Source organism: Pseudomonas sp. GW821-FHT02A08, assembly GCF_059422045.1.
The window spans coordinates 1-20,306 of the sequence record NZ_JBWKWD010000052.1; the positions used below are offsets into that span (position 1 = coordinate 1).

20 protein-coding genes are annotated in these 20,306 nt (G+C 59.2%); 9 read left to right on the top strand and 11 right to left on the bottom strand.

From position 1 onward, the window contains the following. Positions 1–83: 83 nt before the first annotated feature. The 9 genes from msrQ to mrcB all read right to left on the bottom strand — a co-directional run bounded on the left by msrQ (position 84) and on the right by mrcB (position 9,946). Positions 84–704, bottom strand: coding sequence for a protein-methionine-sulfoxide reductase heme-binding subunit MsrQ (gene msrQ / locus AC07W4_RS25745; protein ID WP_495034451.1), 621 nt, complete (start codon positions 702–704; stop codon positions 84–86). Next, positions 704–1,717: a protein-methionine-sulfoxide reductase catalytic subunit MsrP gene (msrP, locus tag AC07W4_RS25750; RefSeq protein ID WP_495034452.1), complete on the bottom strand. Its 1,014-nt coding sequence runs from the start codon at positions 1,715–1,717 to the stop codon at positions 704–706. Before msrP ends, msrQ begins: the two co-directional genes overlap by 1 nt. A gap of 58 nt (positions 1,718–1,775) precedes the next feature. After that, on the bottom strand, positions 1,776–2,630 hold the full coding sequence (pssA, locus tag AC07W4_RS25755) for a CDP-diacylglycerol--serine O-phosphatidyltransferase (RefSeq protein ID WP_495034453.1): 855 nt from the start codon (positions 2,628–2,630) through the stop codon (positions 1,776–1,778). A gap of 144 nt (positions 2,631–2,774) precedes the next feature. Next, the gene (gene ilvC, locus AC07W4_RS25760; RefSeq protein ID WP_003228216.1) at positions 2,775–3,791 is read right to left on the bottom strand and encodes a ketol-acid reductoisomerase; all 1,017 of its coding nucleotides are present in this window, start codon (positions 3,789–3,791) and stop codon (positions 2,775–2,777) included. Positions 3,792–3,836: 45 nt separating this feature from the next. After that, positions 3,837–4,328 (bottom strand): acetolactate synthase small subunit, encoded by a 492-nt coding sequence (gene ilvN, locus AC07W4_RS25765; RefSeq protein WP_003205610.1) that lies wholly within the window; start codon positions 4,326–4,328, stop codon positions 3,837–3,839. Positions 4,329–4,330: 2 nt separating this feature from the next. After that, positions 4,331–6,055 carry an acetolactate synthase 3 large subunit gene (locus tag AC07W4_RS25770; protein WP_495034454.1) on the bottom strand — a complete coding sequence of 575 codons (1,725 nt, stop codon included), beginning with the start codon at positions 6,053–6,055 and terminating at the stop codon, positions 4,331–4,333. A gap of 483 nt (positions 6,056–6,538) precedes the next feature. After that, positions 6,539–6,874, bottom strand: coding sequence for a YqcC family protein (locus AC07W4_RS25775; protein WP_495034455.1), 336 nt, complete (start codon positions 6,872–6,874; stop codon positions 6,539–6,541). Continuing rightward, the gene (locus AC07W4_RS25780) at positions 6,874–7,611 is read right to left on the bottom strand and encodes a tetratricopeptide repeat protein (protein WP_495034456.1); all 738 of its coding nucleotides are present in this window, start codon (positions 7,609–7,611) and stop codon (positions 6,874–6,876) included. The genes AC07W4_RS25775 and AC07W4_RS25780 overlap by 1 nt, the downstream gene beginning before the upstream one ends. Positions 7,612–7,627: 16 nt before the next feature. Then, complete coding sequence (gene mrcB / locus AC07W4_RS25785; RefSeq protein WP_495034457.1) at positions 7,628–9,946, bottom strand: penicillin-binding protein 1B; 2,319 nt, start codon at positions 9,944–9,946, stop codon at positions 7,628–7,630. Positions 9,947–10,062: 116 nt separating this feature from the next. On the opposite strand from mrcB, the gene AC07W4_RS25790 reads away from it, so the two are divergent. From AC07W4_RS25790 to AC07W4_RS25810, 5 genes are all read left to right on the top strand, one after another. Next, entirely contained in the window at positions 10,063–11,619 is a 1,557-nt protein-coding gene (locus AC07W4_RS25790; RefSeq protein ID WP_495034458.1) for a bifunctional aminoglycoside phosphotransferase/ATP-binding protein, read from the top strand. Positions 11,620–11,710: 91 nt separating this feature from the next. Beyond that, on the top strand, positions 11,711–12,055 hold the full coding sequence (locus AC07W4_RS25795) for a pentapeptide repeat-containing protein (protein WP_008053898.1): 345 nt from the start codon (positions 11,711–11,713) through the stop codon (positions 12,053–12,055). 246 nt (positions 12,056–12,301) lie between these two features. Further along, positions 12,302–12,574: a TfoX/Sxy family protein gene (locus AC07W4_RS25800; RefSeq protein WP_008053897.1), complete on the top strand. Its 273-nt coding sequence runs from the start codon at positions 12,302–12,304 to the stop codon at positions 12,572–12,574. 122 nt (positions 12,575–12,696) lie between these two features. Further along, complete coding sequence (locus tag AC07W4_RS25805; protein ID WP_157222742.1) at positions 12,697–12,927, top strand: hypothetical protein; 231 nt, start codon at positions 12,697–12,699, stop codon at positions 12,925–12,927. A gap of 100 nt (positions 12,928–13,027) precedes the next feature. Next, complete coding sequence (locus tag AC07W4_RS25810; protein WP_495034459.1) at positions 13,028–13,345, top strand: Rieske (2Fe-2S) protein; 318 nt, start codon at positions 13,028–13,030, stop codon at positions 13,343–13,345. On the opposite strand, the gene sfsA is transcribed toward AC07W4_RS25810, so the two are convergent. Further along, positions 13,342–14,055 (bottom strand): DNA/RNA nuclease SfsA, encoded by a 714-nt coding sequence (sfsA, locus tag AC07W4_RS25815; RefSeq protein WP_495034460.1) that lies wholly within the window; start codon positions 14,053–14,055, stop codon positions 13,342–13,344. The genes AC07W4_RS25810 and sfsA overlap by 4 nt on opposite strands. Continuing rightward, a complete protein-coding gene (locus AC07W4_RS25820) occupies positions 14,055–15,227 on the bottom strand; it encodes a pyridoxal phosphate-dependent aminotransferase (protein WP_008053892.1) in 1,173 nt (390 codons plus the stop codon). Before AC07W4_RS25820 ends, sfsA begins: the two co-directional genes overlap by 1 nt. Positions 15,228–15,560: 333 nt before the next feature. Here AC07W4_RS25820 and dksA point away from each other — a divergent pair, with 333 nt between their 5' ends. From dksA to AC07W4_RS25840, 4 genes are all read left to right on the top strand, one after another. Beyond that, positions 15,561–16,001, top strand: coding sequence for an RNA polymerase-binding protein DksA (gene dksA / locus AC07W4_RS25825; RefSeq protein WP_008053890.1), 441 nt, complete (start codon positions 15,561–15,563; stop codon positions 15,999–16,001). 203 nt (positions 16,002–16,204) lie between these two features. Then, positions 16,205–17,101 (top strand): tRNA glutamyl-Q(34) synthetase GluQRS, encoded by an 897-nt coding sequence (gene gluQRS, locus AC07W4_RS25830; RefSeq protein WP_495034461.1) that lies wholly within the window; start codon positions 16,205–16,207, stop codon positions 17,099–17,101. A 77-nt stretch (positions 17,102–17,178) separates the two neighbouring features. Continuing rightward, positions 17,179–17,355, top strand: a complete 177-nt coding sequence (locus AC07W4_RS25835; RefSeq protein WP_003176118.1) for a hypothetical protein — start codon at positions 17,179–17,181, stop codon at positions 17,353–17,355. Then, positions 17,339–20,293 (top strand): sensor histidine kinase, encoded by a 2,955-nt coding sequence (locus AC07W4_RS25840; protein ID WP_008053886.1) that lies wholly within the window; start codon positions 17,339–17,341, stop codon positions 20,291–20,293. Before AC07W4_RS25835 ends, AC07W4_RS25840 begins: the two co-directional genes overlap by 17 nt. Positions 20,294–20,306: the final 13 nt, after the last annotated feature.

A 20,306-nucleotide genomic window follows, 5' to 3' on the forward strand; every position in this document is an offset into this window, starting at 1 on the left:
TTGTTTACCAAGGAGTTTTCCGTTTCGACTGCGCCGGAAGTGGGGCGAATTATAGGCCTCCAGAATCTGCCGTCAACCACTATTTACGCCTTTTTGGCAGAAGAGCCCTCTTTAGCCTTCAGACGCGGGATTCGACGAGCCAAAGGCGGTAGACGCAGCACTAGCAGCAATGCCCCCATGGATGCATAGATCACCCATTCCTTGAGGTCGGCACGCACAATCCAGAGCATATGCAGTAATCCAAGCCCGAGAATGACATAAGCCAGGCGATGCAACTTCTTCCAGCGGGAACCCAATCGTCGCTGACTGTATCGATTGGAAGTCACCGCCAATGCCAGCAAACCAAGAAAACCCAGAACCCCGACAATAATGTAAGGCCGCTTGCGCAACTCGACACCCAGCTGCGACCAGTCAAACCCCAGAATGAATGCCAAATAGGCGCTCAAATGCAGGACCACATAAGCGAAGCACCAAAGACCCAATTGCCGCCGGACAACAATCCACCCCGCCCAACCAATGAGCTTGTGCAGCGGTGTAACGCTCAATGTAATGAGCAACAGAACAAGCGCCCCCAATCCCAACCGGTCAACCAGCACCTTGCCTGGATCAGGCCCCAGCACATCTTCCCAAGCCTGATACAACCACAGTAGCGGCCACACCATCGCAGCTAAAAAAACTCCTGCACGCCAAAGCGGATATCGCATCAGTAGTTCTTCCGCAGATCGAGCCCTGTATATAGAGAAGCAACTTCATCCGCGTAGCCATTGAACATTTGCGTGTCACGTACATTCGGCTTGAACAGACCACTCGGCAAACGCCGCTCACGCGCCTGCGTCCAGCGCGGATGGTCAACAGTCGGGTTCACATTGGCGTAGAAGCCATACTCGTCCGCCGCAATACTCTGCCAGGTAGTCTTTGGCTGCTCATTGACCAGACTGATGCGCACGATGGACTTGATACTCTTGAAACCATATTTCCAGGGCACCACCAGACGCAACGGCGCGCCGTTTTGATTAGGCAACTCACGCCCGTACATGCCTACCGCAAGAATCGCCAACGGGTTCATCGCCTCATCCAGTCGCAACCCTTCCACATAGGGCCAGTCGATCAGGGCAAAGCCGGAGCGCTGACCCGGCATGCTTTTGGGATCCTGCAGGGTTTCGAAGCGGATGAATCTGGCTTTCGAGGTCGGCTCGACTTCCTTGAGCAAGGCCGATAGGGGAAAACCGATCCAGGGAATGACCATCGACCAGGCTTCCACACAGCGCAAACGGTAGATTCTTTCCTCTAGCTGATACGGCTTCATGAAGTCTTCAAGCGCATACCGCCCGGGCTTGCCCACCTCCCCGTCCACCACCACCGACCACGGTTCCGTCTTCAGCGATCCGGCATTGGCAGCCGGATCGCCTTTCTCGGTGCCGAACTCGTAGAAGTTGTTGTAGTGAGTTGCGTCCTTGAAGGGTGTGATTGCCTCATCCTTGACGCTGACCACGCCCCACTGGGTGGCCGGAAGTTTTTCGCTGAACCAGGCAGGCGCCTTGCCGGACTCGACATCCGGGTAGCGCGCACTGTCGCCAGCGCTGGCCCATTGCGGCAGGCTGCCCAGGGCGAAGCCGGCAACCGTGGCACCGAGCACATTGCGCCGAGATAGATAGAGGGATTCAGGCGTGACGTCCGACTCATGGCAGTCGGACGCTTTGGAGACTTTGATCAGCATGGTTACTCCGCAGCTCTGGAGGACAGATGCACCCATAGACTGCGGAGTATGAGGGAAATTACACGCTCTTGTTACGACGAAGACGTAACAGGTATTGAACCGGACCGGAGGCTGCATAGGCGAGAAACACCAGCAGCAGGATGCGCGGCGGATCACTGAACACCACTGCGAACACCAGCACCACAGCGAGGATTGCCACGAACGGCACACGGCCTTTCAGGTCCAGCTCCTTGAAGCTGTTGTACTTGATGTTGCTGACCATCAGCATGCCGGCCGCCGCCACCATCAGCGCAACCAGGAAGGACATCTTGGAACCCTGGATGCCGTAGTCACTGAACGCCCAGACGATACCTGCAACCACACCCGCAGCGGCAGGACTGGCCAGACCGATGAAGTAGCGCTTGTCCGCGGTGCCGACCTGGGTGTTGAAGCGCGCAAGGCGCAACGCAGCGCCCGCTACATAGATGAAGGCGACCATCCAGCCAACCTTGCCCATGTCACCCAAGGCCCAACCGAAGGCCAGCAATGCCGGGGCAACACCAAAGGCAACCATGTCCGACAGCGAGTCGTACTCGGCACCAAAGGCGCTCTGGGTATTGGTCATGCGAGCCACGCGCCCATCAAGACCATCGAGCACCATGGCGACAAAGATCGCGATGGCCGCGAACGCGAAATACTTGCTCGCATTGGCCGAGTCACCGGCACTCAGGGCCGCCTGGGCGCTCATCGAGTTGATAATGGAATAGAACCCTGCGAACAGGTTCGCAGTGGTGAACAGATTTGGCAGCAGATAGATACCACGATGCCGGACTTTACGACCTTCAGCGTCATGCCCTTCCTCGACATGTTCATCGATGGGCAACAGGCTTTCGGCGTCAGAAGCCTGGTTTGGCTCTTCGGGGCGTTCGCTCATGGACATTACCTTGCAACGGGGTGGAAAGTTTGGACAGGTGTCTGGGACGACGGTTCGGCCGCAAACGATGCAGCTTTATACCAGAACCGGCCCCCCAAACGAAAAAACGCGGCCTAAGCCGCGTTTTTCGTACAAGCGCGTGACTTAGTTTTTAGCTTTGTCGACGATCTTGTTGGCACCGATCCACGGCATCATGGAGCGCAGTTGCTCGCCGATGATTTCGATACCGTGAGCGGCGTTGTTACGACGCTTGGCGGTCATCGAAGGATAGCCGGTAGCGCCTTCGCTGATGAACATCTTGGCGTATTCGCCGTCCTGAATACGTTTCAGGGCGTTGCGCATGGCCTGACGGGATTCGGCGTTGATCACTTCCGGGCCGGTCACGTACTCGCCGTATTCGGCGTTGTTGGAGATCGAGTAGTTCATGTTGGCGATACCGCCTTCGTACATGAGGTCAACGATCAGTTTCAGTTCGTGCAGGCACTCGAAGTAAGCCATTTCCGGCGCGTAGCCAGCTTCAACCAGGGTTTCGAAACCGGCCTTGACCAGTTCAACGGTACCGCCGCACAGAACGGCTTGCTCGCCGAACAGGTCGGTTTCAGTCTCGTCCTTGAAGGTGGTTTCGATGATGCCGGTACGACCGCCGCCAACGCCGGCAGCGTAGGACAGAGCGACGTTCTTGGCGTTGCCCGAGGCGTCCTGGTAGATAGCGATCAGATCAGGGATACCGCCGCCCTTCACGAACTCGGAACGTACGGTGTGGCCCGGGGCCTTCGGCGCGATCATGATCACGTCGAGGTCAGCGCGCGGCACAACCTGGTTGTAGTGGATCGCGAAGCCGTGGGAGAAGGCCAGGGTGGCGCCTTTCTTGATGTTCGGCTCGATTTCGTTCTTGTACAGGGAGGACTGGAACTCGTCCGGGGTCAGGATCATGACCAGGTCGGCAGCTGCAACGGCAGAAGCAACGTCGGTCACTTTCAGGCCATGGGCTTCAGCCTTGGCAACGGTAGCCGAACCTTTACGCAGGCCAACAGTCACGTCAACGCCGGAGTCTTTCAGGTTGCACGCTTGTGCGTGGCCCTGGGAACCGTAACCGATGATGGCAACTTTCTTGCCCTGGATGATCGACAGGTCGCAGTCTTTATCGTAGAAAACTTTCATGAATTTCCCCTATATCAGGCCGTTCAGGCCGTTCGCTAATTTGGTTTAGATGCTGAGTACTTTGTCGCCGCGGGCAATGCCGGTCACGCCACTACGGACGGTTTCCAGAATCGAGGCGGTGCCGATGGACTGAATGAAGCTGTCGAGCTTGTCGCTGGTACCGGTCAGTTGAACGGTATACACGCTGGCGCTGACATCGACGATCTGTCCACGGTAAATATCGGTAGTGCGCTTGATCTCGGCACGCTGTGCGCCGGTCGCCTTGACCTTGACCAGCATCAGTTCACGCTCGATGTGAGCACTCTCCGACAGGTCGACCAGTTTTACCACTTCGATCAGCTTGTTCAGGTTCTTGGTGATCTGCTCGATGATTTCATCGTGACCGACGGTGGTCAGCGTCAGACGCGACAGGGTCGGGTCCTCGGTTGGCGCCACGGTCAGGCTTTCGATGTTGTAGTTGCGTTGCGAGAACAGGCCAACCACACGAGACAGAGCGCCAGGTTCGTTTTCCAGAAGCAAGGAAATAATGTGCCGCATGATTAGGTACGCTCCGTCTTGCTCAGCCACATATCGCGCATGGAGCCGTCTTTGATCTGCATCGGGTAGACGTGCTCGCTGGTATCGACCGAAATATCGATCACCACCAGGCGATCTTTCATGGCGAACGCTTCTTCCATCTTCGACTTCAAATCTTTCGATTCAGTGATGCGCACGCCAACGTGACCATAGGCTTCAGCCAGCTTGACGAAGTCAGGCAACGATTCCATGTAGGAGTGCGAGTGACGGCTGCCGTAGCTCATGTCCTGCCACTGACGAACCATACCCAGCACGCCGTTGTTCAGGATGACGATTTTCACCGGCAAACCGTACTGCAGGCAGGTGGACAGCTCCTGGATGTTCATCTGGATACTGCCTTCGCCCGTCACACAGGCGACGTCGGCATCCGGATAGCTCAACTGAATGCCCATGGCCGCCGGGAAACCGAAGCCCATGGTGCCCAGGCCACCGGAGTTGATCCAGCGGTTCGGCTTGTTGAACTTGTAGTACTGCGCAGCAAACATCTGGTGCTGGCCCACGTCGGAGGTCACAAAGGCGTCGCCCTTGGTCACTTCGCACAGGGTTTCGATCACGGTCTGCGGCTTGATCTTGCTGCCGTCACCCTTGTCATACGGGAACAGACCGCGATCACCGCGCCACTCGTCAACCTGCTTCCACCAGCTGGCAACGGACTCCTTGTTCGGGGTCTCGCCGATTTCCTTGAGGATCGCGACCATTTCGGTCAGGACACTCTCGACCGGACCCACGATAGGCACATCGGCCTTGATGGTCTTGGAGATCGAAGCCGGGTCGATGTCGATGTGAATGATCTTGGCGTTCGGGCAGAACTTCGACGCGCCGTTGATGACACGGTCGTCGAAACGTGCGCCGACGGCGAGGATCACGTCAGCATGGTGCATCGCCAGGTTGGCGGTGTAGCTGCCGTGCATGCCGAGCATGCCGATGAACTGACGGTCGGTGCCAGGGAAGCCACCGAGGCCCATCAGGGTATTGGTCACTGGCAGGTTGAGCATCTTCGCCAGTTCGGTCAGTGGTGCGGAACCACCACCCAGGATCACGCCGCCGCCCGAGTACAACACAGGACGCTTGGCCGCCAGGAGCATTTCTGCCGCCTTGCGGATTTGACCGGAGTGACCGCGAACAGCCGGGCTGTAGGAGCGCAACTTGGCTTTTTTCGGGAAGACGTATTCGAACTTCTCGGCCGGGTTGGTCATGTCTTTCGGGATATCGACAACGACCGGGCCAGGACGACCGGATTGCGCCAGGTAGAACGCCTTCTTCATGACTTCCGGGATTTCCGACGCGTGCTTGATCATGAAGCTGTGCTTCACGATCGGCCGGGAGATACCGATCATGTCGGTTTCCTGGAACGCATCGGTGCCGACCATGGTGCTAGGCACCTGACCGGAGATGATCACCATCGGAATGGAGTCCATGTAGGCGGTGGCGATACCGGTAATGGCGTTTGTTGCGCCAGGACCGGAAGTCACCAGTACCACACCGGCTTTACCGGTGGCACGGGCGTAGCCGTCAGCCATATGGGTAGCCGCTTGCTCGTGACGAACCAGGATATGGGTCACTTCCGGTTCTTTGAACAGGGCATCGTAGACATGAAGAAGAGCACCACCCGGGTACCCGTAGATATATTTGACGCCTTCGTCACGCAAGAAGCGGACGAGCATCTCACCGCCAGATAAAAGCTCCACGTTGCTCACCTCTAAAACGCCAGAATACCGCCCACGAAAAATGGGACGGGTCTTAATAGGTTTACTTCTCGGCAGAGCATGAGCGACGGTGGTCGCCGACTACGTCAGCACTGACTGAGCAAGTATTGGGATCGTCCCAAGTGTTGCGGGGCTTTCCCACCCAGCGCGAGGTAACGCGTTGCGGGTGTAACAGGTCGACGCGGATATGCGCCTCATGATCTGCTGAGAGGGTCTGCTTCTGGCAGTCCCTGTACAGCGGACTTTGGATTCTTCTGTTTCGTCCTTCGCAAGTCAAGTCGTCTATGTGCTTTATTCTACTAAGCACATGAGAACGCAAGAAAAAACCCGTAAATCAGCCCTGTGTTAGCTTCGATTGCGCAACTTTTGGCAAAAAATTGGCACGCGCATGCACTTACCCCGCAATGGCCGACAAAATAAAGAGATATTGTGAACAACTGCCAACGGGCGCTGGCAGCTTCTGGCTCAGCGAGTTGCTGTGATCAACTGATCAAACTGCTTGAGCAATACCTGCAACTGCCGATCCTTGCCCTGGACATTGCGCCCGGCAAAGACCATTTCAGCCATTTCCTGAATGCCCGAAGCATTGGGTAGCGGCAAATCCTGCTCGAGGATCATCTTCATGCGTGGCAGGAAGATCCATTGCAGCCATTGCTCGAAATCCAGTGTATCGACCGAAAACGGCTCGACACTGCAAAGCGCTTCGGCAGAGGGCGGGACTTCATCCCACCACCCTTGCACCCGCAGCTCGCGCTCGATCAACAACAGTTGATCGGCGATTTTCAGAAAGCGCGAATCCATCACAGCGTTACCTTGGCCTTCTGACGAGCCAATGCCGCGCCCTGGGAATCCCCCTGCTTTTCGCGCGCCTGGCCAATCAGTTCCCACAAGTTGGCCTGAAGGGCTGGACGGCCATTGGCAAGGGTCAGCCCACGGCGAGCGAACTGCTCGGCCTGGGCGGCATCGCCCTGAGCCATGCGCACCTGCGCCAGACGGTAAAGCACCTGCGGCTCACGCGGGGCAACGCGCTGGGCGCGTTCGAGGCTGGAGGAGGCACCGTTGAAATCACCGCTCGCCTGTTGCTGTTGAGCAGTGGTCAGCAAAGCCAATACCGGGCCGTCCAGCTGTTCGTCGGCAGAAAGCCCGCCCGAACTGGCCGATGGAATCCCGCTTGGCGACGACGGCATGCTGTAGCTGCCCTGATTGATCGGCGCCGATTGGACCGGCGACGTGTCAATCGGCCCCGGCGTGATCGGACCTGGAGTAATCGGCGTGGTGCTGATTGGCGTCGAAGTCGTTGCCGCGCCTGGCACCATCACCACTACGCCGCTGTCACCCTGCGGGATCGCCTGGGTTTGCGACTGACCTTGCGCAGGGCGCTTGACGGTCGTCTGACGGAAGCCGCCATTGGCCGAGATCCGCTCACTGTTGGACACGGCGGTGCCGGAATCCACCACCGGAATCGAGCCACGTTGAACGCTAGAACAACCGCTGAGCAAAGCTACGGCGGCAACCGCTGGAATCAACCACTTGTTCACTTGAAACCCTCTTTGCTTAATTCATCCAGCCCTTGACCCAATCCATCACCGACTCGGCAGGGTTTTCACCACCGCAAGCGGCGCCGGGAGGCGGTTCGCTGCCGCGAATATACGGCATCTGCACGGCACCCGGGCAACCGGCGTCAGAACCCTGCCCGGTTCGCGAATCAACCCAGGCCTGAACGACATTATCCGGTTGCGGCATGTCCAGCGGCAACGGGTCGGCCTTGCGCATGAAGCTGGTCCAGACCTGCAAGGCCCCGGTGGCGCCGGTGAATGGCGTCTTGCCGTTGTCGTCGCGACCCAGCCAGACCACCGCCAGCAAGTCCTGGCTGAAACCGGCAAACCAGCTGTCCCGCGAGTCGTTACTGGTACCGGTCTTGCCCGCCAGGGTCAGGGTCCTTGGCAGCACGTTATAGACCGAGCTGCCCGTACCTTCACGCATCACCCGCTGCATGGCGCTCTGGATCAGGTAAATGGAGGCCGGATCGAAACGCTGCTGAATCTGGAACGGATAACGCTTGAGCGGCTCGCCCTCGGCAGTCAGCACGCTACGAATCCCGCGCATCGGCGTATTGAAGCCGCCGTTGGCGAGGGTCTGGTACATGGTCGCGACTTCGATCGGCGTCATGCCGCCAGCGCCGAGCAACATCGACGGGAAGGCCGGGAATTCACGCGTCACACCCAGGCGCTCCACCGTCTTCAGGACGTTCGGCACACCGACCGCCAAACCGAGACGCGCGGTCGACAGGTTGTAGGAATGCGCCAGGCCTTGATAGAGGAAGACGGTGCCGTGGGAGCGACGATCATAGTTCTGCGGCTTCCAGACCTGACCGTCCGCACCTTTGACTGAAAAGGATTCGTCCGACAGCCAACTGGTCAATGTGTACTGGCTGGGCTTCTCCAGCGCGGTCAGGTAAACCGCCGGCTTGATCAGCGAGCCGATCGGCCGCACCGCATCCAGCGCCCGGTTGAACCCGGCAAAACTGGCCTGGCGACTGCCGATCATGGCTTGTACTTCGCCGGTCTCCGGGTTGGTCACGACCATTGCCGCTTCGACGTCATCGGAGCCCTTGCGCCCCGCCAGGCGCTTGAAGGTGTCATTGACCGAGGCTTCAGCCTTCATCTGCAGGATCGGGTCGAAACTGGTGAAAATGCGCAGCCCTTCCTCGGTCAAGTCTTCGTCGCGATAGTCTTCGCGCAACTGACGCTTGACCAGATCGAGGAAGCCGGGGAACGAGCTGTCCGCCAGACTGCCGCGCTTGGTCACGCCCAGCGGCATTTTCTTCGCCGCCTCAACCTGCTCGGCAGTCGCAACGCCCTGCTCTTGCAGCACATCGAGTACCAGGTTGCGTCGTTCGAGGGCACGCTCCGGATAACGACGGGGGTTATAGGAAGAAGGCCCCTTGACCATGCCCACCAGCAGCGCGACCTGATGCAGCTTGAGTTCGGCCAGCGGCTGACTGAAGAAGAACTGGCTAGCCAGACCGAAGCCGTGCACCGCGCGCTGTCCGTCCTGCCCGATAAACACTTCGTTGAGGTAAGCCTCAAGGATTTCGGGCTTGTCGTAATGCAGTTCAAGCAGCAGCGCCATCATCGCTTCGGTGAGCTTGCGGCTCAGGCTGCGCTCGTTGGTCAGGTAGAAGTTCTTGACCAATTGCTGAGTCAGGGTACTGCCGCCCTGACGCATGCGACCGGATGAACCGTTGACCCAGATCGCTCGGGCGATCGACTTCGGCGAAACACCAAAGTGATGATAAAAATCACGGTCCTCGACCGCCACCAGCGTTTCCAGCAGATACGGCGGCACCTGATCGATCTTGATCAGAATCCGGTCTTCGAGGTTTTTCGGGTACAGGCCACCGATCAGCAGCGGCTCCAGGCGCACCACCGACAGTTTCGAGCCTTTTGCCCCCGCCAGCTCGGCCACGTAATCGCCGGAGAAACGCACCCGCACCGGTTGCGCTTGCTCCATGCCTTCATAGAACTGGAAGCCACGGGTGTTCAGGTCAACGGTATTGCCGTTGACCGACGCCGCGCCCGGACCGTTGGCCACGCTTTCACGGCGATAGCCCAGGGCATCGAGCTCGGTCAGAAAATCATCCCTGCTCAGCTTTTGTCCGACGAACAGCTCGAGCGGACGTGCGTAAACCTTGGCCGGAATCGTCCAGCGCTTGCCGGAGAACTTCTCCTGGACGATTGCATCAAGGTAAACGGCGAATCCGGCCAGCACCACAAGGGCGACCAGACTGAGTTTAATGGCCCAGCCCAGCCACGGGCGCAGGCCCCTGGAGGGTGGTTTTTTCGGGGTGCGGGGAGTTCGAGTACGAGTCATGGCGGCGGATTATACGCACTTTATTCATCCTCAACAGGAGCGCTCCGAGGTTTGCGTCAAGCGGACTTGCAGCCATAATGACGGCCTTGAATTTCCCAGACTCTGAAGGATCGCCTGTGAGCCAGTCCCTGATCGCTGCCCTGCAAAACCCTGCCCTCTACCCGCATCCTGTAGAGGGATTCCAGGTCATCGAGACCCATATTTCCTGGGTACTGCTCACCGGCCCCTATGCCTATAAAGTGAAGAAGCCGGTCAATTTCGGTTTTCTCGACTTCACCAGCCTTGAGGCTCGCGAACACTTTTGCACTGAAGAGCTGCGCCTGAACCAGCGCCTGACCGACGACCTGTACCTCGAAGTGCTGCCCGTCACCGGCAGCGCCGAGGCCCCGCAACTGGGCGGCGAAGGCCCGGCCATCGAGTACGTACTGAAGATGCGTCAGTTCCCGCAAACCGGCTTGCTCAGCACCTTGCAAGCCAATGGCGAACTGACCACCGCGCACATCGACGAAATGGCCGAGCAAATCGCCCGCTTCCACCTCAACGCACCGAAAGTGCCGGCCGGGCACGAAGCAGGCACCCCGGAAAGCGTCATGGCGCCGGTGCGGCAGAACTTCGAACAGATCCGTCCGTTCCTCAGCGACAAGGCCGACCTGTTGCAACTCGAGGCCCTGCAAGCCTGGGCCGAAAGCAGCTTCGAGCGCCTCAAGCCGTTGCTCGCCCAGCGCAAGGCCGAAGGTTTCATTCGTGAATGCCACGGCGACATCCACCTGGGTAACGCCACCGTGATCGACGGCAAGGTCGTGATCTTCGACTGCATCGAATTCAACGAACCGTTTCGCTTTACCGACGTTTATGCCGACACCGGTTTCCTGGCGATGGACCTGGAAGATCGCGGCCTGAAGTGCCTGGCACGTCGCTTCATCAGCCAGTACCTGGAGCTGACCGGCGACTATCGCGGCCTCGAACTGTTGAACTTCTATAAAGCCTACCGCGCACTGGTTCGCGCCAAGGTTGCCCTGTTCAGCATGCCGGCCGACGCCACTGCGGTGCAGCGCGCCACGACCCTGCGCCAGTACCGCAACTACGCCAACCTGGCGGAAAGCTACAGCACCATTCCTTCACGCTTCATGGCCATTACCCATGGGGTTTCCGCTGTCGGCAAGAGCCATGTCGCCATGCGCCTGGTCGAAGCCCTGGGCGCGATTCGCCTGCGCTCCGATGTCGAGCGCAAGCGCCTGTTCGGCGAGCAGACCGTCGAGAATGATGTACAGGCCGGCATCTATAGCGCCGACGCCAGCGCGGCGACCTATGCCCGCCTGCACGAAATCGCCGACGTCATTCTGCGCGCGGGCTTCCCGGTGGTGGTCGACGCCACTTACCTCAAGAGTGATCAGCGTGACAGCGCCGCAAAAGTGGCCGAAGCCACGGGCGCACCCTTCCTGATCCTCGACTGCAATGCGCCACAGGCCGTGATCGAAAGCTGGCTGGCCATGCGCCAGGCAGACAAGAAAGACCCGTCCGACGCCACCCTGGCTGTTATCGCCGCCCAGCAAGCCAGCCGTGAAGCGCTGACACCCGCGGAAATCCTCTGCAGCAAACGCGTCCAGACCAATGAAAGCGGCACCCTCGATACCGTTGTGGAACAGATTCGCCAGCGCCTGCCAGGCCTGTAAGAAACTATTTCGGTCGTGAGGTCCCCACTGGCTTCACGACCGTCAAATAGTGGCACTATACTGGCGTCATAAAACCATCAGGTGATGCGACATGAGCCAGCCTAAACTTCTCGACACACCGCTATATGCCCTGCTGCACAAAGACGACATCAAAGGCTTCAACAGTGAACGTCCCAAGGATGGCCCCATCGACATGGTGGGTGGAGATTTCCGGGGGCTGGACCTGCGCGAGCTGAATGCCGACGGTGTGGATTTCAGCGACGCCTACTTCCGTTCCGCTGACTTGCGTGGCATCGATTTTCGCAAGGCGAACCTGGAAGGCGCGAGCCTGGCTCACGCGCAGATCTCCGGTACGTACTTTCCGGTGGAACTCAGTGCCGACGAAATCCTGATGTCGATGAACTTCGGCACGCGATTGCGCTATCGCACCCGCTGATCATCGTCACCGACTGACACGTCCGGCGCCTCTCGTTGCGCTGGAGTGCGGGGATGTTCGCCCTTGATTTCCAGATTCATCCCCGCCTCTTTCTCTTGCGCTCATAGACTTGTTCACGCACTGCCAATACTCGTTTCTTAGAAGCATTTGCGTCGTAAACGAGCAAACATCACGCTTTTCCTGCTGATGGCTACACTCCTCAGAAGATTGCCCACGCTCTCCATTCGGCCATCGCAAGGAGGCTTGATGAATGATGAACTGCAACACCTGAAGAATCTTGGCAAGACGTCAGCGCAATGGCTGCATGCCGTGGGCATCCATAGCGCTTCGGACTTGCGTCGCCTCGGGGCGGTGGATGCTTATCGAGCCGTGCGCACGCGCGGTTTTCGGGCGTCCAAGGTGTTGTTGTACGCGATTGAAGGCGCCCTGATGGACGTTCACTGGAACGATATTCCAGCCGAGCGCAAGGAAGCCCTGAACAAACAACTGGAAGCCATCTCTACACGCCACAAGAATTGATCCGATAAATATTTCTGAAGCTTTGCAGCCTGGAACCCAATGATTACGAGGCCTGCAGACACAAATCCGGCGAATCGCAAAGAATTCGAAAAACAGCGGTTGACTTGGTAATGAGAATCGATATGATTATCACAACTGGTCGCGAGACTGGTCGATATTCTGAAAAGCCCTTGGTTCGGACTCTCGGATTATCTCCTCATCAGGCTAATCACGGTTATTTGACCCGGCTCTTGCCGGGTCTTTTTTTGCCTGTGGAAAAGTACTGCCAGGATGCGGCGATGGATGATCAGGCGCATAAACGCCTAACTTCAAAGGATTCCCGGGCATCGAAGCAACAGGCCAAGTATCCTTGACGACAGGCACTTGTACCCGACGGGCAAGGCAGCCATTTGATAGCATTTAACCCTCAAGCCCGGACATATCCGGTCACGAGCCGCGGGACCGAGGATAGACATGAAGTTGCTTTGCGCAGGTGCCGTGCTGGTCAATGACAGCAGCCGCGGGTTCGACATCGATGGCCAAAAGTTTTTTGCAGTGCGCCGCAGCGGGCAGGTTTATGTCTACATCAACCGCTGCCCGCACCGGGGCGTTGCCCTGGAGTGGCATCCCGACCAGTTTCTCGACCCCAGCAACAGCCTGATCCAGTGCGCCACCCATGGCGCACTGTTCCTGATCGAAGACGGTGAATGCGTCGCCGGCCCTTGCGCGGGGCAAGCCTTGACCCGCGTGGCCTGCCGCGAGGATGAACAAGGGGTCTGGATCAGCCTTTAGCCACCCGGCAACACGTCCAGGCGCCGGTCGACCAGCATTTCTTCGTGGCTCAACCGCACACCGTAAGCCAACACCTCGACCCCACAGGCAATCGCGTCACGCAAGGCCTGTGCATAAGCCGGATCGATTTCTTGCGCCGGGCGCACGGCCTGGATGTCGGTCAGGCAAACACAGTACAACTGCACCGCGCGAATACCGTCCCTGGCCAAGTGCGCCAGCTCCCGCAGATGCTTGGCGCCACGCTGGGTGACCGCATCGGGAAACGCCGCCACCGCCGTACCGTCGAAGCCCAGGGTCACGCTTTTGACTTCGACATAGGCCGGCCCGTCGGGATAATCCAGGCGAAAATCGATACGACTGTTTTCCTGACCATAAGCCACTTCGCGCTTGAGCCCGGTAAACCCGTTCAGCTCGGTAATGACACCCGCCCGCAGCGCCTCTTCGATCAAACCGTTGGCGCGGGCGGTGTTCACGCAAAACAGCCGCCCTTGCGGGGTTTCACCGACCTCCCAGGTGCCGGGCAACTTGCGTTTGGGGTCATTGGAGCGACTGAACCAGACCTGCCCGCCTTCGACCTGACAATTGAGCATCGAGCCTGTGTTCGGGCAGTGAATGGTCAGCAACTCGCCGCCAACGGTTTCGATATCAGCGAGAAAACGCTTGTAACGTCGGATCAGGCGCCCTTCTTCGAGGGGAGGATGAAAACGCATCAGCCTTGCCAGCTCCGCAACCCACGGGCAATGCGCTCGACCGCCTCCTGCAAACGCTCGAGATTTTGCGTGTAGGCGAACCGCACATGATGTCCGGCCTGATAACGCCCGAAGTCCAGCCCCGGGGTGAATGCCACATGTTCGGTTTCGAGAAAATGCTTACAGAACGCGAAGGCATCGCCGCCGAACTTGCTGATATCAGCGTACAAGTAGAACGCCCCTTCCGGCTCTACGGCAATGCCGAAGCCCAATTCGCGCAAGGCCGGCAGCAGGTAGTCCCGACGCCGGCCAAATTCGGCGCGGCGCTCTTCGAGAATGCTGATGGTTGCCGGCTCGAAACAGGCCAACGCAGCGTACTGCGCCATGCTTGGTGCACTGATGTAGAGGTTCTGGGCGAGCTTTTCCAATTCACCGACGGCCGCGTCGGGGGCCACCAGCCATCCGAGCCGCCAACCGGTCATCCCGAAATACTTCGAAAAACTGTTCAGAACAAATGCACTGTCGTCGACTTCCAGCACGCTGGCCGCATCGGTGCCGTAGGTCAGGCCGTGATAAATCTCGTCGACCACCAGATGACCGTGGCGCTCCTTGATCGCGACAGACAGCTTCGCCAGCTCGTCACGGGTCAGGATCGTGCCGGTCGGATTGGCTGGCGACGCCACCAATGCGCCGACGCTGTCGTGGTCCCAATGACGCTCGATCAGGCCAGGCGTCAATTGATAACGCACATCCGGACCCACCGGCACCAGTTGTGCCGCGCCTTCAACCAGTCGCAGGAAATGCCGGTTACAGGGATACCCTGGATCCGCCAGCAGCCAGTGTTTACCAGGGTCGACCAGCAAAGCGCTGGCCAGCAGCAACGCGCCGGAGCCGCCGGGCGTGATGAGGATGCGCCGCGGGTCGATGCTCAAACCGTAACGCTGCTGATAAAAGCCCGAAATGGCCTCACGCAACTCCGGAATGCCGCGCGCGGCGGTGTAACGGGTCTTCCCCGCTGTCAGCGCAGCCTGGCCAGCCTGGATGATCGGTTCGGCGGTGGTGAAGTCCGGCTCGCCGATTTCCAGGTGGATCACATCGTGGCCGGCCGCCTGCAATTCATTGGCCCGCGCCAACAGCGCCATGACATGGAAAGGTTCGATCGCGCGACTGCGGGCACTGTAGGACTGAGCCATTGGCCTTCCTTCAACGGAAAAAAAACCGATTCTACCCAAGCTCAGGAACGAGCGAGAACCTAAAGCGGTCAGAGGCCTTGTAGCCCCGATCACAAACGACTCAAGCGCGCGCGCAAGGTTTGGCTAAAATCAATAATTGAGCAGGGTTCCAGAGCCACCAGACAACGGTTTGTCATCATTGGCAAGCACCATGTACCGCGAGCTCGACATCCGGGAGTAGCGCGGCCCGAATTGATCTGGTAAGTTCGCCCGCTTGCAGCCGCAGGGCCGGCAGGTGTCGGTGATGGAGCAATCCTGCGCAGATGGATTACAAGAGTAGAGGCGGTCTATTTCATGTCCACCCAAGCAAAGCAGCAAAACCAGACGATCAGCGGCTTCGAGCCCTATGTTCAGAAAACCGGTGAAGAGTACATGGGCGAGCCCATGCGCAAGCACTTCACCAAGGTCCTGAATCAGTGGAAAAAAGAGCTGATGGAAGGTGTCGACAAGACCGTGGACCACATGAAGGACGAAGCGGCCAACTTTCCTGATCCGGCAGACCGTGCCAGCCAGGAAGAGGAATTCGCCCTCGAACTGCGTGCCCGCGATCGTGAACGCAAGTTGATCAAGAAGATCGACAAGACACTTCAGTTGATCGAAGACGAAGAGTACGGCTGGTGTGAATCCTGCGGCATCGAGATTGGCGTCAAGCGCCTCGAAGCGCGCCCTACCGCCGACCTGTGCATCGACTGCAAGACCCTGGCGGAAATCAAGGAAAAGCAAGTCGGCAAATAATTGCGACTTGAACGAAGAACGGAGCGTGCGAACGCTCCGTTTTTGTTTCTAAAATTCGCCTCAGCAGCAAACCTGTGGGAGCGGGCTTGCTCGCGAAAGCGGTGCGCCAGCCTATATTGAAGTTGAGGCTGATGGCCTCTTCGCGAGCAAGCCCGCCCCCACAAGGTGGTTAGCGCAAGCCTGGAAAAAGTAACACTGCCCTTATGACTGCCATCGCCTCATCCACCTACATCGGGCGCTTCGCCCCTACACCCAGTGGCCATTTGCATTTCGGTTCTCTGGTCGCAGCGCTGGCCTCTTACCTTGATGCACGCTCGGTGGGCGGACGCTGGCTGATGCGCATGGAAGACCTTGATCCACCCCGCGAGGAGCCCGGCGCCCAGACAGCCATTCTCAAGGCACTGGAAAGCTATGGCTTCGAGTGGGATGGCGACCTGGTTCGCCAAAGCGAGCGGCACGATGCCTACGCCGAGGTGCTCAATCGCCTGTTCAATCACGGTTTGGCCTACGCCTGCACCTGTTCGCGCAAACAGCTGGAACCGTATCACGGAATTTATCCGGGGCTGTGCCGCAATGCCGGCCATGGCGCCGATAATGCCGCCATTCGCCTGCGCGTACCGGAACTGGAATACCACTTCATCGACCGGGTGCAGGGCCAATACCGCCAACATCTGGGCCGGGAAGTCGGCGATTTCGTGATCCGCCGTCGCGACGGGCTCTACGCCTATCAATTGGCCGTGGTCCTGGACGATGCCTGGCAGGGCATCACCGATATCGTTCGGGGTGCCGACCTGCTGGACTCCACACCCCGCCAGCTCTATCTGCAAGAACTGCTCGGCCTGCCGCAACCGCGTTATCTGCATATCCCGCTGATTACCCAGCCTGATGGCCATAAACTCGGGAAATCCTACCGCTCGCCACCGTTGACAGAGGATCAGGCAACGCCCCTGCTACTGCGGGCGCTACGGGCACTGGGACAGAACCCCGGAACCGAACTGACATACGCCACGCCACGGGAAGTGCTGAATTGGGGCATTGCCCACTGGGATGCCTCGCTGATCCCGCGCACACTGACCCTGCCCGAGGCACAGCTATTGTGATCGCACTTGCAGTGGCGCGCCCATCCGTTACCATCGCCGCACGTTTTCGGGCACGCGCATAAAAAAGAGAGGCCGGGATGTACATCTATCGCTTGGTCCTGCTTTTGGTAGTTGGGATTTACCTGTTTTCCCCGGCCATCATGGATTGGTGGATCGACGCCACTGGCGCCTGGTATCGCCCTTATCTGCTCTGGCTGATTCTGATCGTCGTGACCTTCATCCTGCAGAGCCAAAAAGATGCCGATGAGCTTTAGCCTGACCCAGATGATCCTGATCAGCGCCGCGTACCTGGCGGTGCTGTTCGGTGTGGCCTGGATCAGCGAACGGGGCATGATTCCCCGGGCGATCATTCGCCACCCGCTGACTTACACCCTGTCACTGGGCGTCTATGCCAGTGCCTGGGCGTTTTACGGCACCGTGGGCCTGGCCTATCAGTACGGCTACGGCTTTCTGTCCAGCTACCTGGGGGTTTCCGGGGCATTCCTGTTGGCGCCGGTGCTGCTCTACCCGATCCTGAAGATCACCCGCACTTATCAACTGTCGTCGCTGGCGGACCTGTTTGCCTTCCGCTTCCGCAGCACCTGGGCCGGTGCGCTGACCACGATTTTCATGCTGGTCGGCGTACTGCCGCTGCTGGCCTTGCAGATTCAGGCAGTCGCCGACTCCATCAGCATCCTCACCCAAGAGCCGGTACAGCATCGCGTGGCCCTGAGCTTCTGCGCACTGATTACGCTGTTCACGATTTTCTTCGGCTCCCGCCACATCGCCACCCGCGAAAAGCATGAAGGCCTGGTGTTCGCGATTGCCTTCGAGTCGGTGATCAAGCTGATCGCCCTGGGCGGTGTCGGGTTGTATGCGCTTTACGGCGTATTCGATGGCCCGCAACAGCTTGAACTGTGGCTGCTGCAAAACCAGACCGCGCTTGCTGCCCTGCACACGCCGTTGCAGGAAGGCCCGTGGCGTACGCTGCTGCTGGTGTTCTTCGCCTCGGCGATCGTTATGCCGCACATGTATCACATGACCTTTACCGAGAACCTCAACCCGCGCTCGCTGGTCAGTGCGAGCTGGGGCCTGCCGCTGTTCCTGCTGCTGATGAGCCTGGCGGTGCCGCTGATTCTCTGGGCCGGCCTGAAGCTCGGCGCCACCACCAACCCGGAATACTTCACCCTGGGCATCGGCATCGCCGCCAACAGCAAGGCTTTGGCCTTGCTGGCCTATGTCGGCGGGCTGTCCGCCGCCAGCGGCCTGATCATCGTCACCACGCTGGCGCTGTCCGGGATGGCCTTGAACCACCTGGTGCTGCCGCTGTACCAGCCTCCGGCCGAAGGCAACATCTACCGCTGGCTGAAATGGACCCGCCGGGCGCTGATTGTCGCGATCATCATGGCCGGCTACGGCTTCTACCTGATGCTCGGTGCCGAGCAGGACCTGGCCAACCTCGGCATTGTCGCTTTCGTCGCCACGCTGCAGTTCCTGCCGGGTGTACTCTCGGTGTTGTATTGGCCGACCGCCAACCGTCGCGGCTTCATTGCCGGTTTGCTGGCGGGGATTCTGGTGTGGCTGGTGACCATGCTGTTGCCGCTGGTCGGTAACCTGCAAGGCTTCTACATTCCGCTGCTGAACATGATCTATGTGCTGGACGACACCAGCTGGCACATGGCGGCGATTGCCTCGCTGGCGGCCAACGTGCTGATGTTCACCCTGATCTCGTTGTTCACCAACGCCAGCACCGAAGAGGCCAGCGCTGCCGAAGCCTGCGCCGTGGATAACGTTCGCCGCCCGCAACGTCGGGAACTGCACGCCGCCTCGCCCCAGGAGTTCGCCACGCAACTGGCCAAGCCACTGGGTGCAAAAGCCGCACAGAAAGAAGTCGAACAGGCCCTGCGCGACCTCTATCTACCCTTTGACGAACGCCGACCCTATGCCCTGCGCCGCTTGCGTGACCGCATCGAGGCCAACCTCTCCGGCCTGATGGGCCCGAGCGTGGCCCAGGACATGGTCGAGACCTTCCTGCCGTACAAGGCTGGCGGCGAAAATTACGTCACCGAGGACATTCACTTCATCGAAAGCCGTCTCGAGGATTACCACTCGCGCCTGACCGGCCTGGCCGCCGAGCTCGATGCCCTGCGCCGCTACCACCGCCAGACCCTGCAGGAATTGCCGATGGGCGTTTGCTCGCTGGCCAAGGATCAGGAGATCCTCATGTGGAACAAGGCCATGGAGGAACTCACCGGCATCGCCGCGCAGCGCGTGGTCGGTTCGCGCCTGAGTACCATTGCCGACCCATGGAAAGACCTGCTGCAGGGCTTCATCAATCTGCCGGACGAGCACTTGCACAAACAGCACCTGGCCCTCGACGGCCAGACACGCTGGCTGAACCTGCACAAAGCGGCGATCGACGAACCCCTCGCGCCGGGCAACAGTGGCCTGGTGTTGCTGGTGGAAGACCTGACCGAAACCCAGATGCTCGAGGACAAACTGGTACATTCCGAGCGCCTGGCCAGCATCGGTCGACTGGCGGCCGGCGTGGCCCATGAAATCGGCAACCCGATCACCGGTATCGCGTGCCTGGCGCAGAACCTGCGCGAGGAACGCGAAGAAGACGGCGAGCTGAAGGAAATCAGTGGCCAGATCCTCGAGCAGACCAAACGCGTGTCGCGCATCGTCCAGTCGCTGATGAGCTTTGCCCATGCCGGCAGTCACCAGCACAGCGACGAGCCCGTCTGTCTGGCCGAAGTGGCTCAGGATGCCATCGGTTTGCTGGCCCTGAACCGACGCAATTTCGAAGTGCAGTTCTACAACCTGTGCGACCCCGAACACTGGGTCGAAGGCGACCCGCAACGGTTGGCCCAGGTATTGATCAACCTGCTTTCAAACGCCCGTGACGCCTCGCCTCCCGGCAGTGCGGTACGGGTCAAGAGCGAAGCCGGGGAACACACGGTCGATCTGATCGTGGAAGACGAAGGCAGCGGTATTCCGTCGAGCATCATGGACCGATTGTTCGAACCTTTCTTCACCACCAAGGACCCTGGCGAAGGCACCGGTCTGGGCCTTGCACTGGTCTATTCCATCGTTGAAGAGCATTATGGACAAATCACCATCGACAGCCCGGCTGATGTTCAAAGCCAACGCGGCACCCGAATCAGGGTTACCTTGCCGCGTCATGTCGAAGCGACGTCCGCTGTGAACTGAGACCGTCGAGAGT